The following is a 20,053-nucleotide window of genomic DNA, read 5'->3' on the forward strand; positions in this document are numbered from 1 at the left end:
GACCTATGGGGCGGGGTCTTGTGACGGAACCGTCACACGCCATGCATAGGTACGTCCGTGCCCGCCTTGCTGGGGCTCTTGAATCAGCACGCTGCCGGTATCCTGCAGCGCATCCATGGCGCGCTGGATGCCTCTTTGCAGGCGTGTCTTTTCAGGAGCAGACAGACACCGGCCGCGTGACACATGACGGACCAGCTCCATCAAACGGAATGAGCGGCCGGGATAGCAGGCCATCAGATCCATCACCTCGTGCGCGTACTTCACGCCAGCCTCCTTTCCACCAGGCCGCGAAAAAGGCCCAGGTACAACTTGTATTCGGTTTCGGTCAGGGCCACGCCGGTCGTATCGGCAATCCAGTCCAGCGCCTTCGCGCGGCGCGCCCTGCCGTCCAGCTGGCCGAACATCACGTTCTTCTGCGGATATTCGGCAATGATGATCATGCGCTCATGCCAAGGCAGCGCGGCGTGCATCGCCTCGACCTCCATGGCGTGGTGATGGTTGATGGGCCGGTAGTCCTCCTCTTCGGAGAGATACACCTCCATGTTTCCCACCGTAGCGCCGGACCAGGTCCATCGGGCCCAGTTCCAGATCAGATCGTCACCCGTCAATTTACTCATCAGCCACCTCGCATTGTTTACCTGTCTTGCCGTTGGAACCGTTCTTCAGACGGCCCTCCGTATCCTGGCTTTCGCCCTTGGCGCGCTTGAGCATGTCGGCGATGCCCTTGCTCGGGTGGTCGCCGCGCGCGATGCGCGCCTCCCACTTTTCGATCCAGCTCCGGGGCGGACATCCACGGTCCCTCAGAACCTTCTGCGCGCCCATTTTCTTGAGCGCCGCCTCGGCCTCGGCGCGCGTGGCCAGCGTCTGGCCGGGCGCGGGCAGCGCTGGGCGAGGCAGCGGGATATCCGCCCACACGCCCTTCGCCAGTTCCTCGTTCAGCGTCTTCTCCCAGCGCGCCTTGATGGCCCCGTAGGTGCAGCCCAGCAGATCCACCGTGCTCACGCCCACCGCAGCCCAGTACACCGCCGGATGCGACCAGGCGCCGCGCTCGCCGCGCCTGCGCGCGGACAGGCCGCGCACGGCCTCGTGATACGCCACTTCAGGGACCATCCACGGGCAACATAGTTTGATGAACTGCGGCAGCGTCGGCGGCCATTCCTGAGTCAGGCAGGCGACCAGGCCGCGGCGCACCTGCACCTCGTCCAGGCCCGCCAGCTTCTGGTTCCATGAATCCTTCAACTCGCGGGCGGTCAGGCCCTGCCATTGCTGCGCGAACTTGGCGCCATACATCAGCAGCATTTCGTTCACCACCAGCGCACCCATGGCGGCGGAAGGGATGTCAGCGGGTGGCATCGATCGTCCCCATGAACCGCTCGCGCGGCCGGCGGTCGGCGGCCAGCACTTCCCGCAGCTCCTCGGTCCAGTCGGCCAGGCGTTGCGCTCTGCCTGTTGGCTGGCCGGCCGTAGCAGGTGTGCGCGGAGGGAAGAGGCCCTGATACCCGCCCGCGATGCTGTTCGCGATCACGGCGCCTGGCTGATGCCCTGCGGCCAGATAGGCGGCAAGCTGTTGCAGCTGGCGCCTGGCGCCCTCCTGCGTCACCGGCTTTTTGCGGGCCTTGCGGTCGGCAATCCAGCTGACCCAGTCCTCGCGGTCCAGCCAGTCCGGCAGTTCGATCACGGAAGCATCGAATCCGCTTCCCCGCTTGCGGGAGGCGTGTTCTTTTGATTCCTGGTTCTTGGTTCCTGGTTCTTGGTTAGCTTCCGATCCGGCTACTGGCGGGCCAGCGCCGGGTTGCTCGTCGAAACCCATGGAAAACCCGCTGGGTTGTTCCGGATTGCGCTCTCCCAGCCTGGGCCGGCCGCCTCGCCTGCCGTTGGCCTTGGCGGTCTCGGCCTTGACGTGATACGCGGCAATCTCCACGTCGGCCCGCTTGTTGTGCCAGTGGCCGTCGCGCAAGACAAAGAACTCGGCCAGCACCTGCGCGGCCGCCTCTCTTTCTTCTTCGCTACGGGCCCCCACCCACCGGAATACCTGCTGCAGGTTGTCCACGATGGGCTGCTCTTCGGCGTAGTACCGGCGCAGCAGGCGGCTGTAGATGGCATCCTCAAGCAGGCTCAGATGCGCCGTGGCCTGCGCGTAGTCACCGATGTTGTGGCTGTAGTAGTTCATGCGTGTTTTTGCATCCCCGACAGTCTTACCTCGCTATCATTTTTAAATCTTAGAATGCTAAGATTCTAAATGCAAGCCAACTAAGATTGTTTTTGTTTAGCATCCTAAGATGACCTTTCAGAAGCGAATCACACAGGCGTTCAACGAGGAAGCGGCCCGCCGAGCGGACGCGGCCGAACCACGCCTTACCAAGACAGACCTATGGAAGGCAGCCGGCGCCTCTTCCGGCGCGGCGACGCATTGGTTCAATGGGTCCAACGGCATGGACATGGCGACCTGCATCAAGGTCGCCCCGCTGCTGCGCGTGAACGCGCAATGGCTGTATGACGGCACCGCCCCGAAACTGCCTGCGCGCGATGGAGCCCTGGCCGCAGCGGTGCTGGCGCCCCCTCCGTGGCCCTTCCCGGGCATCCCGGAAGAACAGGTGCGGGCATTGCCCCCGGATCAGCTGAACAAATTGCAGGGAGCGATTGCGTTGGCGATCGCGCAGTTGAAGCTGGGGATCGACGTCGCCCCTGCCGCCGCCGCACCGCAAATGCCGACGGTCCTGCGCAGCGACTCGCTGGTGGACACCTATTTGTCCCGCGACGAGTTCCCCATGCGCGTCGATGGCCTGCCCGCAGCGCCCTGGGAAGGCGGCAAGACCACGCGCCAGACAGAACGTGAAGGCCGGGTCCGGATCAGCACCCAGACAGGCGTGGTCGCCAATGTAGGCGTGGGCGAACCGCCCGCTGCCAACGACAGATTCGAGAAGGTCCCGGAACTGGCCGACGTGCGCCTGGCGGCGGGCGACCCCATCGAAAACCATGCTGAAGAGCAGACCGGCATGATCCAGTTCCGCAAGTCTTTCCTCAGATCGGTAGGCGCGGACAACGGCCGGGGCCGCGTGGTGTATGCGAAGGGCGACAGCATGGAGCCCATCATTCGGGACGGCGCTGCCTTGCTGGTGGTCCCCAACGAAAGCCTGACGCTGCAGGACATCGCCGCCGGCGGCGTCTATGCCATCAACTACGACGGCAAGATGATCGTGAAGACGGTGGCCAGGGAACGGCTTACCGGACAATGGGTGGCCCGGTCGTTCAATTCCTTGCACGATGACATACCGCTGGAGAACGGGGCATCGGTGCGGGTGTTGGGGCGGGTTGTGTGGGCCGGTGCAAGGTTGCGGGATGATGAGGCGGGGCGGTGGCGGGTTGAGTGATGGCCCCTCGGAGCCTCGCTCAGCACATCGCGATGTAGCCCGCCCAAACCATCACGCCGGGGTGAGGGCAAGCGGCGCGCAATACCGCACGCGGTAGCGGTCGACGCGAGACGCTATCGCAACGCCCTCGCAGCGGTACGAAGGAGCGACGACCTCGTCATGCCAGGCTTCGCGAACCGCACGCACGCCGCAGTGATGCGCAACCGCAATGCCGCGACTTCCCGCGGCGACTGCCAGGGAAAGCGCGGCGTCGAAATGCTGCACCGAGCGCGCCACCACCTGCGTCGTGCGCTCGTCGTCAGCCACATCCAGCGCGAGCGCGCCATGGCAGCCTACCGTGGACAGCTTCAGGCCCTGGCGCGCAGCTATGGTGGCGAAGGCAGTCAGCCGGAACAGCAACGCTTCCCGCAGCAGCACATCCGCCGGCGCCGCGCCTGACCGGCGCGGATCCAAGCCGTCCGGATAATCCAGGCTAATGCCCAGCATGGCCTGCACGCCACGCATCGCTCGCATGCAGGCTTCGAGGACCGCGGGGTCGGTGTCGACGAGATAGATGACATCGAAACTCGGAAATACCTTCGCCAACCCGGCGGTCGCGTCACCGGCCGTATCCCCGGCAGCGAGAATGGCCGGGTCGATATGGCAGGCGGCTTGCGCCTCGCGTGTCATCAAGACGCACCGCCGGCATTTTCCTGATTCGCGGGCGTCATGCCATACGAAGGCACGTAGTCATCCGGCGCGCCCGGCGGTATGGGCGCGTGCGTCTTGAGCGAGTCCTGGAAGGCATTGATCATGCGGCGGATGGGTCCGCGCACCCAGCCTTGCGTGCTGTTGACGTCGGTCTCTTCCTTCGGATCCTGCACCAGGTTGAACACGTAGGGCGTCTCCAGGTGATTGGGGCCGGCGTTGGGTTCGACCTCCCAAACAAAGTGCATCTTCCAGTCGCGCCATTTGGCGGCGCGCAGCTCGGTCTTGATGTAGTAGACGAAGCCCTCGCGCGCCGATTTTTCCTGCTTGCCCAGCAGAAAGCCGGATTGGTCAACGCCGTCGATGGGTCGGTCCGAGGGGACTTCCAGGCCGGCGATGCGGGCCAGGGTGGGAAACAGGTCCACGACGTGCACAATCTCATTGGTCTGGCGGCCGGCTGGCACCTGGCCGGGCCAGCGCACGATCAGTGGCACGCGCAGCGAGCCCTCCATCGAGGTATGGTACGTTCCTGTCCACATGCCGGCGCTTCCGCGCCAAGGGCGCCGGTACTCCGGGCCGTTGTCGCTAGCGAAGATGAACACGGTGTCATCCTCTATGCCGCCATCCCGCACGGCGTCGAGAATCTGCCCGACGCGGGCGTCCATCTCCACCAGCGAATCGGCGAAATCGCCCTTCCCGGTACGGCCTTCGAAGCCGCGGTGAGGAATGGTCGGGAAGTGCAGCTGGGTCAGCGGCACGTAAAGGAAGAAGGGGGTATTGCCGGCGTGGCGGCCGATGAACTCGCAGCTGCGTCGAGTCAGTTCCTCGTCGATGCGGCGGCGCATTTCCAAGTCGTATAGTTCGCGCTTTTCGGCGCGCTGGCCCTTGCGCCCTTCCATGACGTACGGCACTTCGACCTCTTCAGGATCAAAGCCCACGGCGTCTAGAAACATGCTTTCGTTGGTCGTGCGGGGAATGCCGTACCACTCGTCGAAGCCCTTGTCCTTGGGATAGCGTCCCTCCTTGTCGCCAAGATGCCACTTGCCATACATGGCAGTGGCGTATCCTTGCGCCGAGAAGGCCTCCGCCAGCGTGCGTTCCCAGGGAATGAGGCCTTGGGGAAGCCCCGCGGGCACCGACTGCATGGCGCCCGTGCGCACCGGATGGCGACCGGTCATCAAAGCCGAGCGCGTGGGCACGCAGTCGCTTTCAACGTTGAAGTTGAGCAGTTGGGTGCCTTGCGCGGCCAGGGCGTCTATGCGCGGCGTCGGCGCGCCGCGGATGGCGCCGCCGCCGTAGCAGCCCAACTCTCCCCAGCCGAGATTGTCGGCCAGAATCAGGACCACATTGGGCTGTTGTTTCGCTTGCGGCATGTACTGTCTCCGGATCAGTCGAGCTTGATATGCAGTTGGGTGACCAGACTTCCATAGTCGGCCACTTCTTTGTGGATGAAGCCATCGAACGTGGCGCCGTCCATGGGGTTGGGAGTGACGCCAATCTCCATCAGCTTGGCCTGGATGGCCGGCTGGCGAACGATGTCGCCGATTGCGTCAGAGAGGCGCTTCACGATGGCGGGCGGCGTGCCGCGCGGCGTCACTACGCCCACCCACTGGGAACGGGTGATATCGGAGTAGCCAAGCTCCTTGAGCGTCGGCACCTCGGGCGTGGCGGGATTGCGCTCTGCGGTGGTGATCGCGACGATGCGCACGGCGTGGTTGCGCGCCTGCGCCAGCAGCGGCGCGAATCCCAGCACGGCGGCGGGCGTGTTGCCCGCCACCAGGTCAGTGACGGCCTGGCCGCCCCCCTTGTAGGGCACGTGGATCATCTGCACGCCGGCCAGGTGCGCCAGCCATTCGCCAATGATGTGCTGCGAGGTACCCAGGCCAGATGTACCGAAGGCGACGGTGTCGGGCTTGTCCTTGGCTGCCGAGATCAACTGCGCCAGGCTGCGGTATTCGGACCGGGCGGAGACGGCCACGGCCATGGGCTGTTCACCGACCAGGGCCACGCCCATCATGTCGCGGTCCAGCCGCCAACCCATCTTGCGCGTGGCACTGAGGACGGCCGCCGTGTCGGAAGCAATCGCCAGGGTGTAGCCATTGGCCGGCGAGCGCGCCGCGGCTTGCATGCCGATGGCGCCGGACGCGCCGGGCTGGTTTTCCACCACCACGCTTTGACCCAGGGCCTTGCCGAGTTCGACGCCGATCAGCCGGGCGACGGTGTCGTTGGTGCCGCCGGCGGCCTGAGGCACGATGACCTTGATGGCCTGGTCCTCGGGCCACGCCGCGTGGACGGCGCCGGCGCCATCCAATCCCGTGCCGAGCAGGATGGCGGCGAGCAAAGTGCGCCTGGCGGCGCGCGAGCGTGAATTCATGACGTTCCCCGTGTGTTGGTCGGTTTCTTGAACCTGTGGGGAAAAGTGTAGTGAGCTGCGTTAAAAGTTAAAATTCAATAATTCCTCTTATGTGATAGGTATTGGTTTTCACATGGGACGACTTGGGGCCCTTGCTTCGGCCTCCTCCACGCTTCCATGGCGCACTCCTGATGACCCAACGCTCGCGCGCAGCCCTCTCGCACTTGAAATTCCGCCACCTCGCCCTGATCGAGTATCTGCTGCAGGACGGTACCCTGCGCAAGGCGGCGCGGCGCCTGAGCATCAGCCAGCCGGCTGCCACCGCCATGCTTAACGACGTCGAGACCTTGTTGGGAGTGAAGTTGTTCACGCGTGACCGCCAGGGCGTGGCGCCGACGCCGCAGACCCTGGCGCTGGCCCCGCGTTTGCGCGTCCTGCTGAACGACTTTGACGAGCTGGGCGCGATGCTGGACCGGCTCGACACCGGCGAGAACGAGGTGCTGCGGGTGGGAGTCGTGCCGCAGGCGTTCACGGTGCTTCTGCCCCCTGCCGTCGAGCGTTTCCGCCAGGCGGGCGGCTGCTATCTGCGTACCAGCGAGGGCAGCGCGCAGGACCTGCTGGAGCGCCTGCTCGCGGGGGATCTGGACTGCGTGTTGGGCCGTCTGCCGCCGGACATGGCCGCGCAGGGGCGCGACGCGGCGTCGCTATCCTTCATCAACCTCTACGAGGACGACGTGTGCGTAGTCTGCGGGCCGGATCATCCGGCGACCCGCTTGAAGAAACCCGGGTATGCCAGCCTGGCGCAGTGCGACTGGGTATTGCAGCGCCCCAGTTCAAGCGTTCGGCGCGCGCTTACCGAGGCGTTCCTGCGCCAGGGCCTGGTATTGCCGCATCCCGTGGTGGAGACGCCCACCTATATCCAGGCCCTGGACATCGTGGCATCGGCGAAGCTGCTGACGGCCGCGCCCAGGCGAACCGCTATGGCGTATGCGGACACGGGCCGCGCGCGGGTGCTGGATCTGGCGCTGCGCGTTGCGCCGATGCAGGTCTGCCTAATCGTGCGCAAGAGCGCGGAACAGCACCCCCAGATCGTGCGCTTCCGCGCGGCCTTCGAAGAGGCGGCCACGCGAACGACAAGGGAGGCGGTGGATCGGGCATGAACAGGACTTTTGCCATGACGGCAATCGCACCGGCCGATATCAGGTACCCGCAGCGCGGGCTTACCGTGGTCGGTCACGACGATAGGCTCGCACCTGGCTTCGACCTGCCGAAACAGTTCAAGCGCCCGCGCTTTGAACTCGGATTTCGACACTTGCTGGCGGTGCATAACGCCCTGCTGCGCCTGCACCAGGTGCCTTGAAAATAAAGGTGTCAGACTACAACTCGCTCGCTAAATTGTAGTCAGACACCGTTTTTCTCTAATTTAGATCGGTACTAAAAAACTGGGTTAGGGTCACGTTCTGACCAAGGCGGACGGACTGAACACAGAGCGCGATATGGGTAACAGAGCATGCAATTGCAGCAAGAAGCACTACCTCGTCGCACGCTCTCGACGCATGCTAGCCATTGATTGCGGAGGCCAGCTGAACACGATTCCGCCCATTGGCCTTCGCCTCGTACAAGGCTACAGCTGCACTTTTGTAAGCTCGATCCATCCCGGCATCCGGGGCCAGTACTAACACTGCGCCAATGCTAGCCGTGACAGATACCTGCCCACTGAGATGGTTGACAACAGATTTGCCTAAGGCAATACGAAATCGTTCAAGCGCACCTCGCATTCCCGCCTCGTCAACATCCTGCATCAAAATACAAAATTCCTCGCCCCCGAACCTGGCGACAAAGTCGTCTCCACGGAAAAAGTCTTTCATCATTTTTCCGACGAATGCCAGAACGACATCTCCCGCATCATGGCCGTGTGAATCGTTGATCTGCTTAAAATGATCGATATCGACCACGGCGAATCCAAATCCGAATCCAGGCCCAACAGCACGACGGCGCCCTTTTGCCCGGCTGGCTTGGAAGTGCTCAGTGAATGCCCTCCGATTCATGATCTGCGTGAGAGGGTCGGTTTGGGAAAGATAGGTCAGCTCTTCCACTTGCAGATGCACTCGGACTAACGCCGCAATCCAAATCGCCAAGGCTTCGAGCTTGCGACGATCGGCATGAGTAAACGCATTCCGACCTATACGGCCGACGTTGATCGTTCCATAGCAGTGCGGACCACAACGCAATGGAGCGTCAAGGCAAGAGCCTAGGCCCTTAGACGCAAGGATTAGACAATCCAAATCGGCTGACGCAGCAAGGTCATCGCAAATTTCCGCTTGTGCTCGACTGAAGACGCGGCCGACCATAGTTCCGCCAATCGGAACAGTCATATCTAAGTCGATAGCTCGATTGCCATCGAGCGCCACCACGCGAAGTTGAGAATTGTCTTTCGGCAAAGTGATAGATGCACGATCCGCCTCGAACATCTCTTTGAACCACTTTGCCACGACAACAAGGATCTCTTGAAGAGATTCTGTTTTGCCTAGATCATCAATAAACTCGACTGGCAATTGAAGTGACAAGTGCTTTTTCTTAGGTGCCATCAAATTTCCCGCCACTTCATGTTCCCAGTCGCTTCCATTTCTTGGAACTCCGAAGTTCAATGCGCGGGGGAAGACTCGCCTCATTGGTCACCCCCCTTTTTTCCGAGTCAAGATTACCCTTGCACGATCTATGCACAAAGAAAAATCTACTCAGTGTGGCGAAACTAACGCAATGCTTCCCTCCTCATGTAACACATCGTGTGTCCGCTAGCATGCCGACTCTTCCCTGTGCGTGTCTCAAGCCCACTACATCTGAAGCTATCTTGACCATGCATCAACCGTAGCGCGATGCCTGGCGGCACACCCGGCATATTGCAGGGTCAGTGCCGTATAGCTGCGCGCAAGCTCGTCCCAGCTATCACTCGTCACCTGGTAATCCCCCCGCAAAAGCGATGAGGTCAGAAGCAGAATTTTCTCGTTGAGGAGTTCTACCGCATGAAGAAATCGGGATTTACGGATAGCCGGATCATTGAAGCCATCAAGCGCGTGGAGGCTGGTCTTGCCGTTCCTGAGCTGTGCCGAGAGCAGGGCATCAGCTCGGCTACGGTCTACAAGTGGCGTTCCAAGCATGGCGGCATGGATGTATCGCTGATGGCGCGCATGACGGAGCTGGAGGCCGAGAACGCCCGGCTGCGCAAAATGTACGTCGAGGAGAAGCTCAAGGCCGAGGTCGTGACGGAGGCGCTAGAAAAAAAGTGCTGAGGCCGTCTCGCCGCCGCGAGATGGCCCTACGCGCCGTGCAGAATCGCGGCGCATCTATCCGGATGGCCTGCGAGGCGTTCAGGGTCAGCCAGACTTGTATCGGTACGTCGCCAAGGCGGACGCTGAGAACGAGGAGATCTCCAACTGGCTGCTGCGTCTGACCGACAACCACCGCAACTGGGGCTTTGGTCTGTGCTTCCTGTATCTGCGCAATGTACGAGGCTTTGGCTGGAACCATAAGCGTGTGTACCGGATCTATCGCGAACTCGAACTGAACCTGCGGATCAAGCCGTGCAAACGGCTGATTCGGCAAACGCCTGAGCCACTGACCGTGCCGACCAACGTGAACCAGGTATGGTCGATGGACTTCATGCATGACCAGCTTGCCGATGGGCGCAGCATCCGGGTGTTCAACGTGATCGACGATTTCAATCGCGAGGCACTGGGCATTGAGGTTGACTTCTCGCTGCCGTCCGAGCGCGTGATCCGCACGCTAAAGCAGATCATCGGCTGGAGGGCCCTTAACCATTCGGTGCGATAACGGACCCGAATACTTGAGCGCGGCAATTGTCGAGTGGGCCGGGGCATAGGGCATAAAGCTCGAATATATCCAGCCGGGCAAGCCACAACAGAACGCCTACGTCGAACGGTTCAACAGGACCGTGCGCTACGAATGGCTGTCCCAATATCACTGGGACAATCTGGACCACGTACAGCGCGTCGCCACGCAGTGGATGTGGTCCTACAATCACGAGCGCCCAAATATGGCTCTGGGTGGATTTACCCCAAAACAGCGGTCGGCCATGGCCGCGTAGCGTTCCTACTTCTGGCAATCGCTAAAAATGGGGGGGATTACCAACACCGCTTGCGCAAAAACAGAGAGGAGCACTATTCCGACTTGTGCAGCAAAACCAATGCGCCCCCATTGTCAACGGCGGCTTTCGCCGAAACGTCTGATAGCGTCACGACGAACGCCCCTCCCGCCTTGGAGGTCAACGTACTGAACACATGCGGCGCTTGATCAATGAAGACCGCAAGGGCGGAAAACGTGAAGTCTTTATCCGTGTCATTCCTGACCTTGATGGTGAACTTCAAGTCCTGGGCGCCGATCGGAGAATTTTTTTGAGCGGCAACAATCTTGGCCTTGATTTTCTGAGGAACGCCGACCGACAGTAGCCCCTCCTCATTGGATCCCAAGTTGATGTGCGAATCCGACGCGAGCTTTCCGTCCCTGTCTTTGTCGAGAAAAATCGGCAATGAGAATCGTGCGAATGAATTGAACCCCTTCCGGTAACACTCCGCGTACTTGGCATCGGAAAAAATGCCTGGAACGGCTTGCTGCACGTCCAGCAAGACCTCCGAGGGCTGGCGCGAATCCTCAAGACTTTCGCAGGCTGGAACCTCCACCAGTAGATTGCCTGCGAGTTGCTTGGTCGGAGAGGTAAGCAGGTCGGATAGGCTGACCTCAGTCTCAACCGTTGTTTTGCAGCCAGCGATCAAAGCCGTGGCAAAGGCTAACAAGGCGGCATTTTTTACTCTCGACATTTTTTCTCCATATGCGATGTCGACGCCCACTTGTGCGTGCAATTGGGGGCAAGCCTTCTCACTTTAACAATCTCCAACGATCTGTATCCGAATCGCTGCAGGTCAGTTGCCCGCCTCGAGCGGGCTTTTTTTGGCAATAGCCGGTCACATGGAGCCGAACCGCTAGGACGCCTCAGCGGCAGACGTTATCGGGTTCAGGATTTCGAGAACTGTTCGTGCCATTGGGACGCTTCTTATGCGCCTTAGTGGACGCGCCTTTGGCGCTCGCTTCGAACAGTTCGGAGACGGCAAGCTTCGCTCAATCGCCTACGGCGACTGAATCGCCCTCGCGCCGTGAAACAGTTCGGCCGTCCGCTGCACGAAACGCAGCGGCATCAACATCGAAAGCAGATGCACTATGCCGTGTCCGGAATTCCTAGGTACAGGCGGGAAAAACGTGGCCGCTAGTGCGCAGCGAGTAGGATGTGAGGAGACCCGACAGGAGATGTGCCAAGGCGCCGGTACGCGCGCACGGGGAAATCGCCCTACTGGCAATCGCGTTCCAATTCGGCATTGAACACGGCTATGCCATAGCGAATCTGGACCGCAAAGCGCGAGACGGAAAGTCGGCAATCCCGGAATCAATGATCGTCTTCATCAACCGGGACGGACAGTCCTACGCCGCGCCCTGCCGCCACCCCGAGTTCTTGCCCCCAAAGAGTAGGCGGCACAAAAGAAAATAGCCGCTTTAAGCGGCTATTTTCCAAGGAAATTTTGGGGTGGCTGATGGGGCTCGAACCCACGACAACCGGAATCACAATCCGGGACTCTACCAACTGAGCTACAGCCACCTCTGATACTGCTTTTCTTCCTTGCCGCGCTGCTTTCGAAAGCTGCTCAACAACGAAGAGGCCGAATTCTAGCACGTTTTTTTAATCCGTGTGAAACCAGCCCCGCCGCCCCTCTTGCCAGCGCGGGCCACCTTGCTATCCTTCGCCATTGATCATCTACGGAGGCCGCGCTTACGCCATCGCCATGGACCGCATACACGCAATCTTGATCGATTATTGGCCCCATCTGGTATTTGCCATCAGCATCGTGGCCGGGACGGGCGCGGCGGTGCATGCCGCGATGACCAAACAGGACGTGCGGGCGGCCATAGGCTGGGTGGGGGTGGCGCTGTTTTCGCCGCTGTTCGGCGCGCTGTTCTATTTCGTGGCGGGCATCAACCGGATCCGCAAGACGCGGCTGTCGCAACAACGCGACGAGGCGATGGTGGTGGATGCGGAGCAGGTCGAGACCGCGCCGGTGGATGTGGCGCCGATCTCGGGCCAGCAGTTCGCGTCGCTGAAGGTGCTGGGCGACCGCGTCAGCCGTTTCCGCCTGCTGGGCGGCAACGCGGTGCGGCCGCTGGCGGGTGGCGACGAGGCCTATCCGGCGATGCTGCAGGCGATCCGCGAAGCGCGCCACGCGGTGGCGATGCAGAGTTATATCTTCGACAACGACGCGATCGGGCGGGAGATGGCGCAGGCGCTGATCGAGGCGCGCGAGCGCGGGGTCGAGGTGCGGGTGCTGATCGACGCCATCGGATCCAAGTATTCGCGCCCGCCCATCGTGCGCATGCTGTCGCGCGGCGGGGTGCCGGTGGCGCGCTTCATGACCAATCCGCTGGGCGTGCTGCGCATGCCCTATGCCAATCTGCGCAGCCACCGCAAGGTGCTGGTGGTGGACGGACGTCTGGGCTTTACCGGCGGCATGAACGTGCGCGCGGCCTTCGTCAGCGCGCTGGCGGGCGATGGCACCAACCGCGATACGCACTTCCGGGTGGAAGGACCGATCGTGACGCAGCTGATGTCGGTGTTTGCGCACGACTGGAACTTCACGACGCACGAGTCTTTGCCGGCCAGACCCTGGTTCGATCCCGAGGCCTTGCCGCCGACGGGCGACGTGCCGATGCGTTGCGTGCCGTCCGGTCCGGACCGCGCGCTGGGCAGCACGCACAATATGCTGCTGGGCGCGCTGGCGGTGGCGCAACGCCATGTGCGCATCCAGTCGCCCTACTTCCTGCCCGACCAGACGCTGATCGGCGCGCTGGCCACGGCCGCGCGGCGCGGCGTGGTGGTGGACATCGTGATTCCGGGCAAGAACAACCTGCGGCTGGTGGACTACGCGATGACGGCCCAGCTGGATCAGGTGGTGCGCACGGGCTGCCGGGTCTGGCGCTCGCATGGCGCGTTCGACCACTCCAAGCTGATGACGGTGGACGACGCCTGGGCCTATGTGGGTTCGTCCAACCTGGATCCGCGCAGCCTGCGGCTGAACTTCGAACTGGACACCGAGATCTACGATCCCGGCGTGGCGCGCTGGATCGGCGCGCGGGTCGACGGCCTGATCGCGCAGGGCCAGCGCGAGACGCTGGAGAACCTGCTGCGCGCGCCGTTCGCCAAGCGCCTGCGCAACAAGGTGATCTGGCTGGCTACGCCTTACTTGTAGCCCCCCAAGAAGCTCAACCGTCGGAAGCCGGCGCGGGCGCGGCGCGCACCGCGAAGACCGCGTTGGCCTTGAGCATGACGCGGCCTTCAACCTGCAGCAGGCAGGTGGCGTAGATCAGCCGGCGGCCTTGCTTGTCGATGCGGACATGGGCTTCGAGCCAATCCCCGGGCTTGACCGGGTTCAAATATTCCACCGACATCTGCACCGTGACTACCGAGGCCTGCGCCTGCTCGGCGATGGTGTGGCCCAGCGCGCTGTCGGCCAGCGTGGCCAGCAGGCCGCCATGGGCGATGGCGTGCATGTTGGTGTGCGCCTGCCCTACGCGCAGCGCCAGGACGCAATCGGCGTCGCGCTTGTAGAGCGCGCCGAGCTCCGCCAAGTGCTCCATGAAGGGGCTGCTGGGGCGCCATGGCGCGAAACCGGAAGGAATGGAGTCTGTCATGCTCAAGCCTGGTTTTTTCACGCGGAATACCTCAAGTATCGCAAAGAAGACCGCGGCCGGCACCGCTACCCGAAAACCTGTGATCGCGGCGCGGACGATCCGCAAGTCAGAGTAAGATTTACGCCATAACAAACCCCTACATGGCAGGAGCAGTGGAAGATGGCGAAAGTCGGCATGGTTGGTATCGGCCTCATGGGCCATGGCATTGCAAGCAATCTGGTCAAGCATGGTCATGCGCTGACCGTGCTGGAACATCCGGGCAACCAGCCCCTGGACGCGTTGAAGGCAGCGGGCGCGACCAGCGTGACCGATGGCGCCACGCTGGCGGCCCAGTCTGACGTGATCATCCTCTGCGTTACCGGCAGCCCGCAGGTCGAAGCCGTGTTGCTGTCCGAGGGCGGCGTGCTGGCGGGCCTGCGTCCGGGCACGGTCATCATCGATTGCTCGACGGCGATCCCCTCTTCCACCGTCAAGGTGGCGCAGGCCGTGACGGAATCCGGCGGCCGCTTCCTCGATGCGCCGATGACGCGCACCCCCAAGGAAGCCGCCGAAGGCCGGCTCAACCTGCTGGTGGGCGGCGACGCCGCGCTGTTCGAGGAATGCAAGCCGCTGCTGGCCTGCTTCGCCGAAAACATCACGCACGCCGGCCCCATCGGCGCCGGCCATCGCATGAAGCTGCTGCACAACTACGTGTCGCTGGGCGTGGTCGCGCTGCTGTCGGAGGCCGCGGCCTGCGCGCTGCGCGCGGATATTGACCCGGCGGTGTTTGCCGAAGTGTTGGCCAAGGGCGGCGGCGGCGGCGTGGCGCTGGAACGCATCAAGCCCTACCTGCTGGAGCAGGACCCGTCCTCGCTGCGGTTCTTCATGTCGAATGCGCAGAAGGATCTTTCCTACTACAACACCATGGCCGCGGAAACGGGCGCGGTGCGGGAAATCGGCGCGGCCGTGCAGCACACGTTCGATCAGGCCGTCACGCAAGGCGGCGGCGACCGCTACGTGCCGGAACTGGTGTCCTTGCTGAAGGACCGCTAGGACGGCCTCAGAGGCCATCGCGTCCGGCGTCACGGACGCGATGGCAGACGCTGCGGGCAGCATCGGCCTGCAGTCCGCGGGGCTCAACGCCCCGCCACCGCCACCCCGCGCGGCAAGCCCCGCGCCGGCAGGCGCAGGGAAATCAAGGCGGCCGCCAGCAGCAGCGTCCCCGACGAGCCAAAGGCCACCCAATGCGTGCCGAAGGTTTCGTAGGCCCAGCCGCCCAGCCATGAGCTGATCATGCCGCCGACCTGATGGCCCAGGTAGACCAGTCCGTAGAGCACGCCCACCAGCCGCACGCCGTAGACGTCCGCAAGAATGGCCGACGACAAGGCGATGCTGCCGGCCCACGCGATGCCGCCCAGGGTAGCCGCGGCGTACAGCTCCCAATGCGCCCCCACCATGACCAGCGCGAAGAAACCCAGCCCGCGCACCAGGTAGATCGCGGCCAGGATGGCGCGCCGTTCGACCAGGTCGGACATACGCCCCAGGACCAGGGTGCTGAAGATGGCGACCAGGCCGATCAGGCCTATGCCCAGCGAACTGGTGGTGGCGTCAAAGCCATGGTCCATCAGCATGGGCACGCCATGCGTGCCCAGAAGGTTCATGCTGAAACCACAGGCGAACAGGCCCAGCGCCACCTGCCAGAACGGCAGCGAGTTCAGCGCCGCGCGCACATTGGGCGCCGGCTGCTTCGCCGCGGTTTTGGCCGGCCCGGCCTTGTCGATGATCTGGTGCGGTAGCAGATCGGTGTGCTCGGGCGCTTCATCGCGCATGACGAAGAGCGCCATCGGCACGGTCAGCAGCGCGAACAGCGCGGCGAAGCCCAGCAGGGTTTCCCGCCAGCCCACGGCGGAGATCGCAAAGGTCAGTGTCGGCGTCATCAGCGCGATGCCGGCCATGGAGCCAGTGGACAGGAAGAACAGCGCCATGCCGCGCTGGCGCGTGAACCAGCGGCTGATCACCGGCGTCAACGCCACCGGGCTGGTGAAGCCCAGGCCGATGGACAGCGCCACGCCGAAGGACAGCAGGAACTCGATGGGCCCGCGCGCGTAGACCGTCCAGATGATCGACAACACGACGATGGCGGTGCCGGTAAGCAGCACGAAGCGGGTGCCGCGCGTTCCGACCAGATACCCCGCCAGCGGCATGGCCAGCCCGTAGCAGAGCATGCCGAGCGCGACGATGCTGGAGAGCGTGCTGCGCGTAAAGCCCAGGGTGTCCGCGATGGGCAGGAAGAACGGCCCAACCCCCATGCGCAGGCCGACCGTCAACAGGGTGAGTACCGTGGCGGCGCCTACGATGTTCCAGCCAAAATACCAGCCGCCCGACTCTTGCTTCTCCACTTGCGCTTCTCCTCGATATCTTCTTGTGGCCGCTATGCGCGCCCAGGTTCGCCGTCGCCGCCCAAAAGGCGCGGCGGGAGCGAGAAGAACGAGGCGTGTACCGGCTTGTCGTTACCAGCGGCCTGACGACGCCGGACGCGTCATATTACTCCTGGCTATATGCCTGCTCCGCCCGGAATCCCGGAATCTGTTCGGTGAGCGGTCACCGAAGCGCTGTATAGTGCTCGCCATTTCGTAGCGCCCGAAGCAGACCGTGAAGTCCAAGACCTCGATGTTCGCCCTGTCCCGCCAGGAAATCGCGCTGGTGCTGGTCACCATGCTGTGGGGCAGCACCTTCCTCATCATCCACATTGCCATGCAGCACAGCGGACCGCTGTTCTTCGTGGGCGTGCGTTTCACGATCGCCGGCCTGATGGCGCTGCTGATGTTCCGCAAGCACATGGCGGCGATCACCCGCCAGGAGGTAGGCGCCGGCATCGCCATCGGCTGCGCCCTGTTCCTGGGCTATTTCCTGCAGACCTACGGCTTGCAGACCATTACCAGTAGCCAGTCCGCCTTCATCACGGCGATGTACGTACCCATCGTGCCGCTGCTGCAATGGGCCGTGCTGAAGAAGCCGCCGGGCCTGATGAGCTGGGTGGGCGTGGCGCTGGCCTTCGCGGGCCTGATCCTGCTGGCGGGTCCGCAAGCGGGCGCGCTGAATTTCAGCGTGGGCGAAGCGGCGACGCTGGCCGGGGCCGCGGCGATTGCCGCGGAGATCATCCTGATCGGCCACTATGCCAAGAAGGTCGACAGCCGCCGCGTCACCTTCGTGCAGCTCTTGGCGGCCGGCCTGGTGTCGTTCGCACTGATGCCGGCGATGGGCGAAGCTGTGCCGGAATTCTCGTGGCTGTGGGCCGGCGCGGCGATCGGCCTGGGACTGGCCAGCGCCATCATCCAGCTGACCATGAACTGGGCGCAAAAATCCGTATCGCCCACCCGCGCCACCGTGATCTATGCGGGCGAGCCCGTATGGGGCGGCATAGTCGGACGCCTGGCCGGCGACCGGCTGCCGGCGCTGGCGCTGGTGGGCGCCGGCCTGATCGTGGCGGGCGTGCTGGCGAGCGAGGCCAAGTTCACCCGCAGGAAAAAGCCGCAAGCGCAGGGCGCCGATTAGCGGGCCAGGCGCGCGATCAGGCCTGCCTGCGCGGGGTGCAGCCGTTGCAGTTCGGCGGCGTCGGCCAGCTCGAACTCGCTGAACTCGAAGCCCGGCGCCACCGTGCAGCCGGCCAGCGCATAGCTGGCCTGGTCGGCGAGCTCTGCCGCGAACCAACTGCCAGCCGGCACGACCGCCTGGAATGCGGCATCAGGATCCTTCAGCGCGTCGCCCAGCCGCAAGCAGCGGTAGGCGCCATCCGGCGTCAGCACATGGACAAGCAGCGCGTCGCCCGCATGGAAATGCCAGAGTTCGTCGGATCGGATGCGATGCCAGGTCGACCAGGCGCCGTCGCACAACAGGTAGTAAATGGCGGTGCTGGCCGAGCGGCGCGCGCCGTCGCCGCGCGTCACGGCATCGGCGGCGCGATAGGTTTCGCGGTAGTAGCCGCCTTCGGGGTGCGGCAACAGGTCCAGGCGGCGGATGAGGTCGGCGGATGCGGTCATGGCGGGACGGGCGCGTGGAGGATGGCGCCAGTCTAGAGCAAAGCCGCGCGTCCTAGGCCGCCTGTTCCAGAAACGCCTGCAGGGCCGGCACGGTATTCAGCACGTGCTGGCGCATGGCCGCTTCGCAGCGCGCCGGGTCGCGCGTCTGCAGCGCGGCGATCAGTTCCTGGTGCGATTCGCGCACGCGCAGGACGCGGCCGGGCTGGGCTACCCACAGGCGCATGTAGGGTTCGACGACGGAATGCAGCTCCGAGATCTGGCGCAGCAGGCGCGGCTGCTGGCAGAAGCTGCACAGGTACTCGTGGAATTCGCGATGCGCGGTGATCCAGTCCAGATGTTCGCCCGGCCCCTGCTCCAGCTGTTCCAGCAGCAGCGACAGGCGGCGGATGTGTTCGGCGCCCATGTGCTGCACCGCGTTGCGCATGGCCAGGCCTTCCAGTACGGAACGCATTTCGAACACTTCCAGCATTTCCTGCTGGTTCAAGCCGCGCACCACCGCGCCGCGGTTGGCGCGGATCTCGACCAACCCCTCGGAAGCCAGCCGGCGCAGCGCGCCGCGTACCGGCATGCGGCTGGTGCCGATTTCGGCCGCGACCACCTCGGGCACCAGGCGCTGGCCGGGCGCATAGCGGCCCAGGCGGATTTCGCGCTGCAGGTGCAGGTAGGCCTCGTCTTCGGCGCTGATGGCTGTCTTCTGGAATTGCAGCATTGGAGTCCCGGGGGGCTAGGGCCGATGGATAGGCCCACGAAAGCCGCCATGATAGATAACCGCAAAAATAACACAAATTGGATCCAGTGATCCATGGATGCAAATCCTAATAGTCCTGCACCGCCCGCTTGCGTCTAATCCCTGCACGCACTCCATAACGCGATCAAGGGGAATTCATGAAGTTTCGTTTCATCCGGGCGCTGGCAGGCGCCGCCGCCGTGGCCTTTGCCGCCCAAGCGGGCGCCCAGGCAACCGACTGGCCGCAGCATCCGGTGCGCATCGTCGTGCCGTTCCAGGCCGGTTCCGCCACCGATCTGATTTCGCGCCAGCTGGGCGCCGCGCTGTCGACGGAACTGGGCCAGCCCTTTGTCGTCGAGGCCCGTCCGGGCGCCGCCGCGGCCATCGGCAGCGCCTCGGTGGCACGCTCGGCCCCCGACGGCTACACGCTGCTGATGGGCGGCCCTGCCGCCATCGTCACCAACCGCTTTCTGCAAAAACGCCTGGCCTACGACCCCGACGCCTTCGCGCTGGTGTCGATGGTGGCGTACACCCCCAACATCCTCCTGGCCAACCCGTCGCAGCCGTTCAAGACCCTGCCGGAAATGGTGGCCTACGCCCGTGCCAACCCGGGCAAGCTGACCTACGCCTCGTTCGGCACCGGCACGACCTCCCACATGGCGGGCGAAATGCTCAAGTCCGTGGCCGGCATCGACATCCTGCACGTGCCGTACAAGGGCGCGGGCGAAGCCATTCCCGCCCTGCTCAGCGGCCAGGTCTCGATGTACTTCGACACCATCATGACGGGCCTGCCCCAGGCCAAGAGCGGCGCGCTGCTGGCGCTGGGCATGTCCAATGCCAAGCGCTCGGCGCTGGCGCCCGAGATCCCCACGATTGCGGAACAGGGCTACGCCGGCTACGACATCGCGCCGTGGTACGGTCTGGTCGCCCCCGAAGGCACGCCCGCCCCGGTGCTCGACAAGCTCAACCGCGCCGTCAACAAAGTACTTGCCGATCCGGCGCTGCGCAGTAAGCTCGCGGAAGCCGGCGCAGAGCCCCGCGGCGGCAGCCGCGAGGAATTCGCCGCCTTCATCAAGGCCGAAATCCCGCGCACCAAGCAGCTGATCGATCAGGCCGGCATCACGCCGCAGTAATTTTCACTACGAGT

The 20,053-nt window shown here is 63.6% G+C and carries 19 protein-coding genes, 1 tRNA gene and 2 pseudogenes; 7 read left to right on the forward strand and 15 right to left on the reverse strand.

Annotation, left to right across the window (positions count from 1 at the left end; translation table 11 throughout):
* Positions 1 to 3: 3 nt before the first annotated feature.
* Genes N5C88_RS08455 through N5C88_RS08470 form a run of 4 tightly spaced genes read right to left on the reverse strand, consistent with a single transcriptional unit; the run spans position 4 to position 2,170 of the window.
* Positions 4 to 264, reverse strand: coding sequence for a hypothetical protein (locus tag N5C88_RS08455; protein ID WP_059371883.1), 261 nt, complete (start codon positions 262 to 264; stop codon positions 4 to 6).
* Entirely contained in the window at positions 261 to 617 is a 357-nt protein-coding gene (locus N5C88_RS08460) for a hypothetical protein (RefSeq protein WP_059371882.1), read from the reverse strand. Before N5C88_RS08460 ends, N5C88_RS08455 begins: the two co-directional genes overlap by 4 nt.
* Positions 610 to 1,353 carry a hypothetical protein gene (locus tag N5C88_RS08465; RefSeq protein WP_280015143.1) on the reverse strand — a complete coding sequence of 248 codons (744 nt, stop codon included), beginning with the start codon at positions 1,351 to 1,353 and terminating at the stop codon, positions 610 to 612. The genes N5C88_RS08460 and N5C88_RS08465 overlap by 8 nt, the downstream gene beginning before the upstream one ends.
* Positions 1,340 to 2,170: a YdaU family protein gene (locus tag N5C88_RS08470; protein WP_280015144.1), complete on the reverse strand. Its 831-nt coding sequence runs from the start codon at positions 2,168 to 2,170 to the stop codon at positions 1,340 to 1,342. The genes N5C88_RS08465 and N5C88_RS08470 overlap by 14 nt, the downstream gene beginning before the upstream one ends.
* A 109-nt stretch (positions 2,171 to 2,279) precedes the next feature.
* Here N5C88_RS08470 and N5C88_RS08475 point away from each other — a divergent pair, with 109 nt between their 5' ends.
* Entirely contained in the window at positions 2,280 to 3,371 is a 1,092-nt protein-coding gene (locus N5C88_RS08475) for a S24 family peptidase (protein WP_280015145.1), read from the forward strand.
* A 51-nt stretch (positions 3,372 to 3,422) separates the two neighbouring features.
* Here the strand turns inward: N5C88_RS08475 and N5C88_RS08480 are convergent, their stop codons facing one another.
* From N5C88_RS08480 to N5C88_RS08490, 3 genes are read right to left on the reverse strand one after another with little or no spacing between them, the layout of a single operon-like run.
* Complete coding sequence (locus N5C88_RS08480) at positions 3,423 to 4,040, reverse strand: LamB/YcsF family protein (RefSeq protein WP_280015220.1); 618 nt, start codon at positions 4,038 to 4,040, stop codon at positions 3,423 to 3,425.
* On the reverse strand, positions 4,040 to 5,431 hold the full coding sequence (locus tag N5C88_RS08485) for an arylsulfatase (RefSeq protein WP_059371879.1): 1,392 nt from the start codon (positions 5,429 to 5,431) through the stop codon (positions 4,040 to 4,042). The genes N5C88_RS08480 and N5C88_RS08485 overlap by 1 nt, the downstream gene beginning before the upstream one ends.
* A 14-nt stretch (positions 5,432 to 5,445) precedes the next feature.
* Entirely contained in the window at positions 5,446 to 6,432 is a 987-nt protein-coding gene (locus N5C88_RS08490; protein ID WP_280015146.1) for a tripartite tricarboxylate transporter substrate binding protein, read from the reverse strand.
* A gap of 170 nt (positions 6,433 to 6,602) precedes the next feature.
* Here N5C88_RS08490 and N5C88_RS08495 point away from each other — a divergent pair, with 170 nt between their 5' ends.
* Positions 6,603 to 7,571 carry a LysR family transcriptional regulator gene (locus N5C88_RS08495; protein WP_280015147.1) on the forward strand — a complete coding sequence of 323 codons (969 nt, stop codon included), beginning with the start codon at positions 6,603 to 6,605 and terminating at the stop codon, positions 7,569 to 7,571.
* 44 nt (positions 7,572 to 7,615) lie between these two features.
* Here the strand turns inward: N5C88_RS08495 and N5C88_RS08500 are convergent.
* Positions 7,616 to 7,738, reverse strand: a pseudogene (locus tag N5C88_RS08500) (type II toxin-antitoxin system prevent-host-death family antitoxin); the annotation flags it as partial.
* Positions 7,739 to 7,970: 232 nt separating this feature from the next.
* A complete protein-coding gene (locus N5C88_RS08505; protein WP_280015148.1) occupies positions 7,971 to 8,999 on the reverse strand; it encodes a sensor domain-containing diguanylate cyclase in 1,029 nt (342 codons plus the stop codon).
* 435 nt (positions 9,000 to 9,434) lie between these two features.
* Between N5C88_RS08505 and N5C88_RS08510 the strand changes: the two are divergent.
* Positions 9,435 to 10,516, forward strand: a pseudogene (locus N5C88_RS08510) (IS3 family transposase).
* Between the two features lie 73 nt (positions 10,517 to 10,589).
* On the opposite strand, the gene N5C88_RS08515 reads toward N5C88_RS08510, so the two are convergent.
* Both N5C88_RS08515 and N5C88_RS08520 read right to left on the reverse strand, forming a co-directional pair.
* On the reverse strand, positions 10,590 to 11,276 hold the full coding sequence (locus N5C88_RS08515) for a hypothetical protein (RefSeq protein WP_280015149.1): 687 nt from the start codon (positions 11,274 to 11,276) through the stop codon (positions 10,590 to 10,592).
* 724 nt (positions 11,277 to 12,000) lie between these two features.
* Positions 12,001 to 12,076 (reverse strand) — tRNA-His (locus N5C88_RS08520).
* Between the two features lie 184 nt (positions 12,077 to 12,260).
* Between N5C88_RS08520 and cls the strand changes: the two genes are divergently transcribed.
* On the forward strand, positions 12,261 to 13,718 hold the full coding sequence (gene cls / locus N5C88_RS08525; protein WP_175161679.1) for a cardiolipin synthase: 1,458 nt from the start codon (positions 12,261 to 12,263) through the stop codon (positions 13,716 to 13,718).
* Positions 13,719 to 13,731: 13 nt separating this feature from the next.
* Here cls and N5C88_RS08530 read toward each other — a convergent pair whose 3' ends face one another.
* Positions 13,732 to 14,160: a PaaI family thioesterase gene (locus N5C88_RS08530; RefSeq protein WP_059371872.1), complete on the reverse strand. Its 429-nt coding sequence runs from the start codon at positions 14,158 to 14,160 to the stop codon at positions 13,732 to 13,734.
* Between the two features lie 159 nt (positions 14,161 to 14,319).
* Here N5C88_RS08530 and N5C88_RS08535 point away from each other — a divergent pair, with 159 nt between their 5' ends.
* Complete coding sequence (locus tag N5C88_RS08535) at positions 14,320 to 15,192, forward strand: NAD(P)-dependent oxidoreductase (RefSeq protein WP_059371871.1); 873 nt, start codon at positions 14,320 to 14,322, stop codon at positions 15,190 to 15,192.
* A gap of 83 nt (positions 15,193 to 15,275) precedes the next feature.
* Here N5C88_RS08535 and N5C88_RS08540 read toward each other — a convergent pair whose 3' ends face one another.
* A complete protein-coding gene (locus N5C88_RS08540; RefSeq protein ID WP_280015150.1) occupies positions 15,276 to 16,538 on the reverse strand; it encodes an MFS transporter in 1,263 nt (420 codons plus the stop codon).
* Positions 16,539 to 16,809: 271 nt separating this feature from the next.
* Here N5C88_RS08540 and N5C88_RS08545 point away from each other — a divergent pair, with 271 nt between their 5' ends.
* Positions 16,810 to 17,694, forward strand: a complete 885-nt coding sequence (locus tag N5C88_RS08545; protein WP_280015221.1) for a DMT family transporter — start codon at positions 16,810 to 16,812, stop codon at positions 17,692 to 17,694.
* Here N5C88_RS08545 and N5C88_RS08550 read toward each other — a convergent pair.
* Both N5C88_RS08550 and N5C88_RS08555 read right to left on the reverse strand, forming a co-directional pair.
* Positions 17,691 to 18,179, reverse strand: coding sequence for a cupin domain-containing protein (locus tag N5C88_RS08550; RefSeq protein ID WP_118933216.1), 489 nt, complete (start codon positions 18,177 to 18,179; stop codon positions 17,691 to 17,693). The genes N5C88_RS08545 and N5C88_RS08550 overlap by 4 nt on opposite strands.
* A gap of 52 nt (positions 18,180 to 18,231) precedes the next feature.
* Positions 18,232 to 18,888 (reverse strand): GntR family transcriptional regulator, encoded by a 657-nt coding sequence (locus N5C88_RS08555; protein ID WP_059371867.1) that lies wholly within the window; start codon positions 18,886 to 18,888, stop codon positions 18,232 to 18,234.
* Between the two features lie 176 nt (positions 18,889 to 19,064).
* Here N5C88_RS08555 and N5C88_RS08560 point away from each other — a divergent pair, with 176 nt between their 5' ends.
* Positions 19,065 to 20,039 carry a tripartite tricarboxylate transporter substrate binding protein gene (locus N5C88_RS08560; RefSeq protein WP_059371866.1) on the forward strand — a complete coding sequence of 325 codons (975 nt, stop codon included), beginning with the start codon at positions 19,065 to 19,067 and terminating at the stop codon, positions 20,037 to 20,039.
* Positions 20,040 to 20,053 lie beyond the last annotated feature (14 nt).

It is taken from the genome of Achromobacter sp. GD03932 (assembly GCF_029839485.1).
In the GTDB taxonomy this organism is placed as follows: domain Bacteria; phylum Pseudomonadota; class Gammaproteobacteria; order Burkholderiales; family Burkholderiaceae_B; genus Achromobacter; species Achromobacter bronchisepticus_A.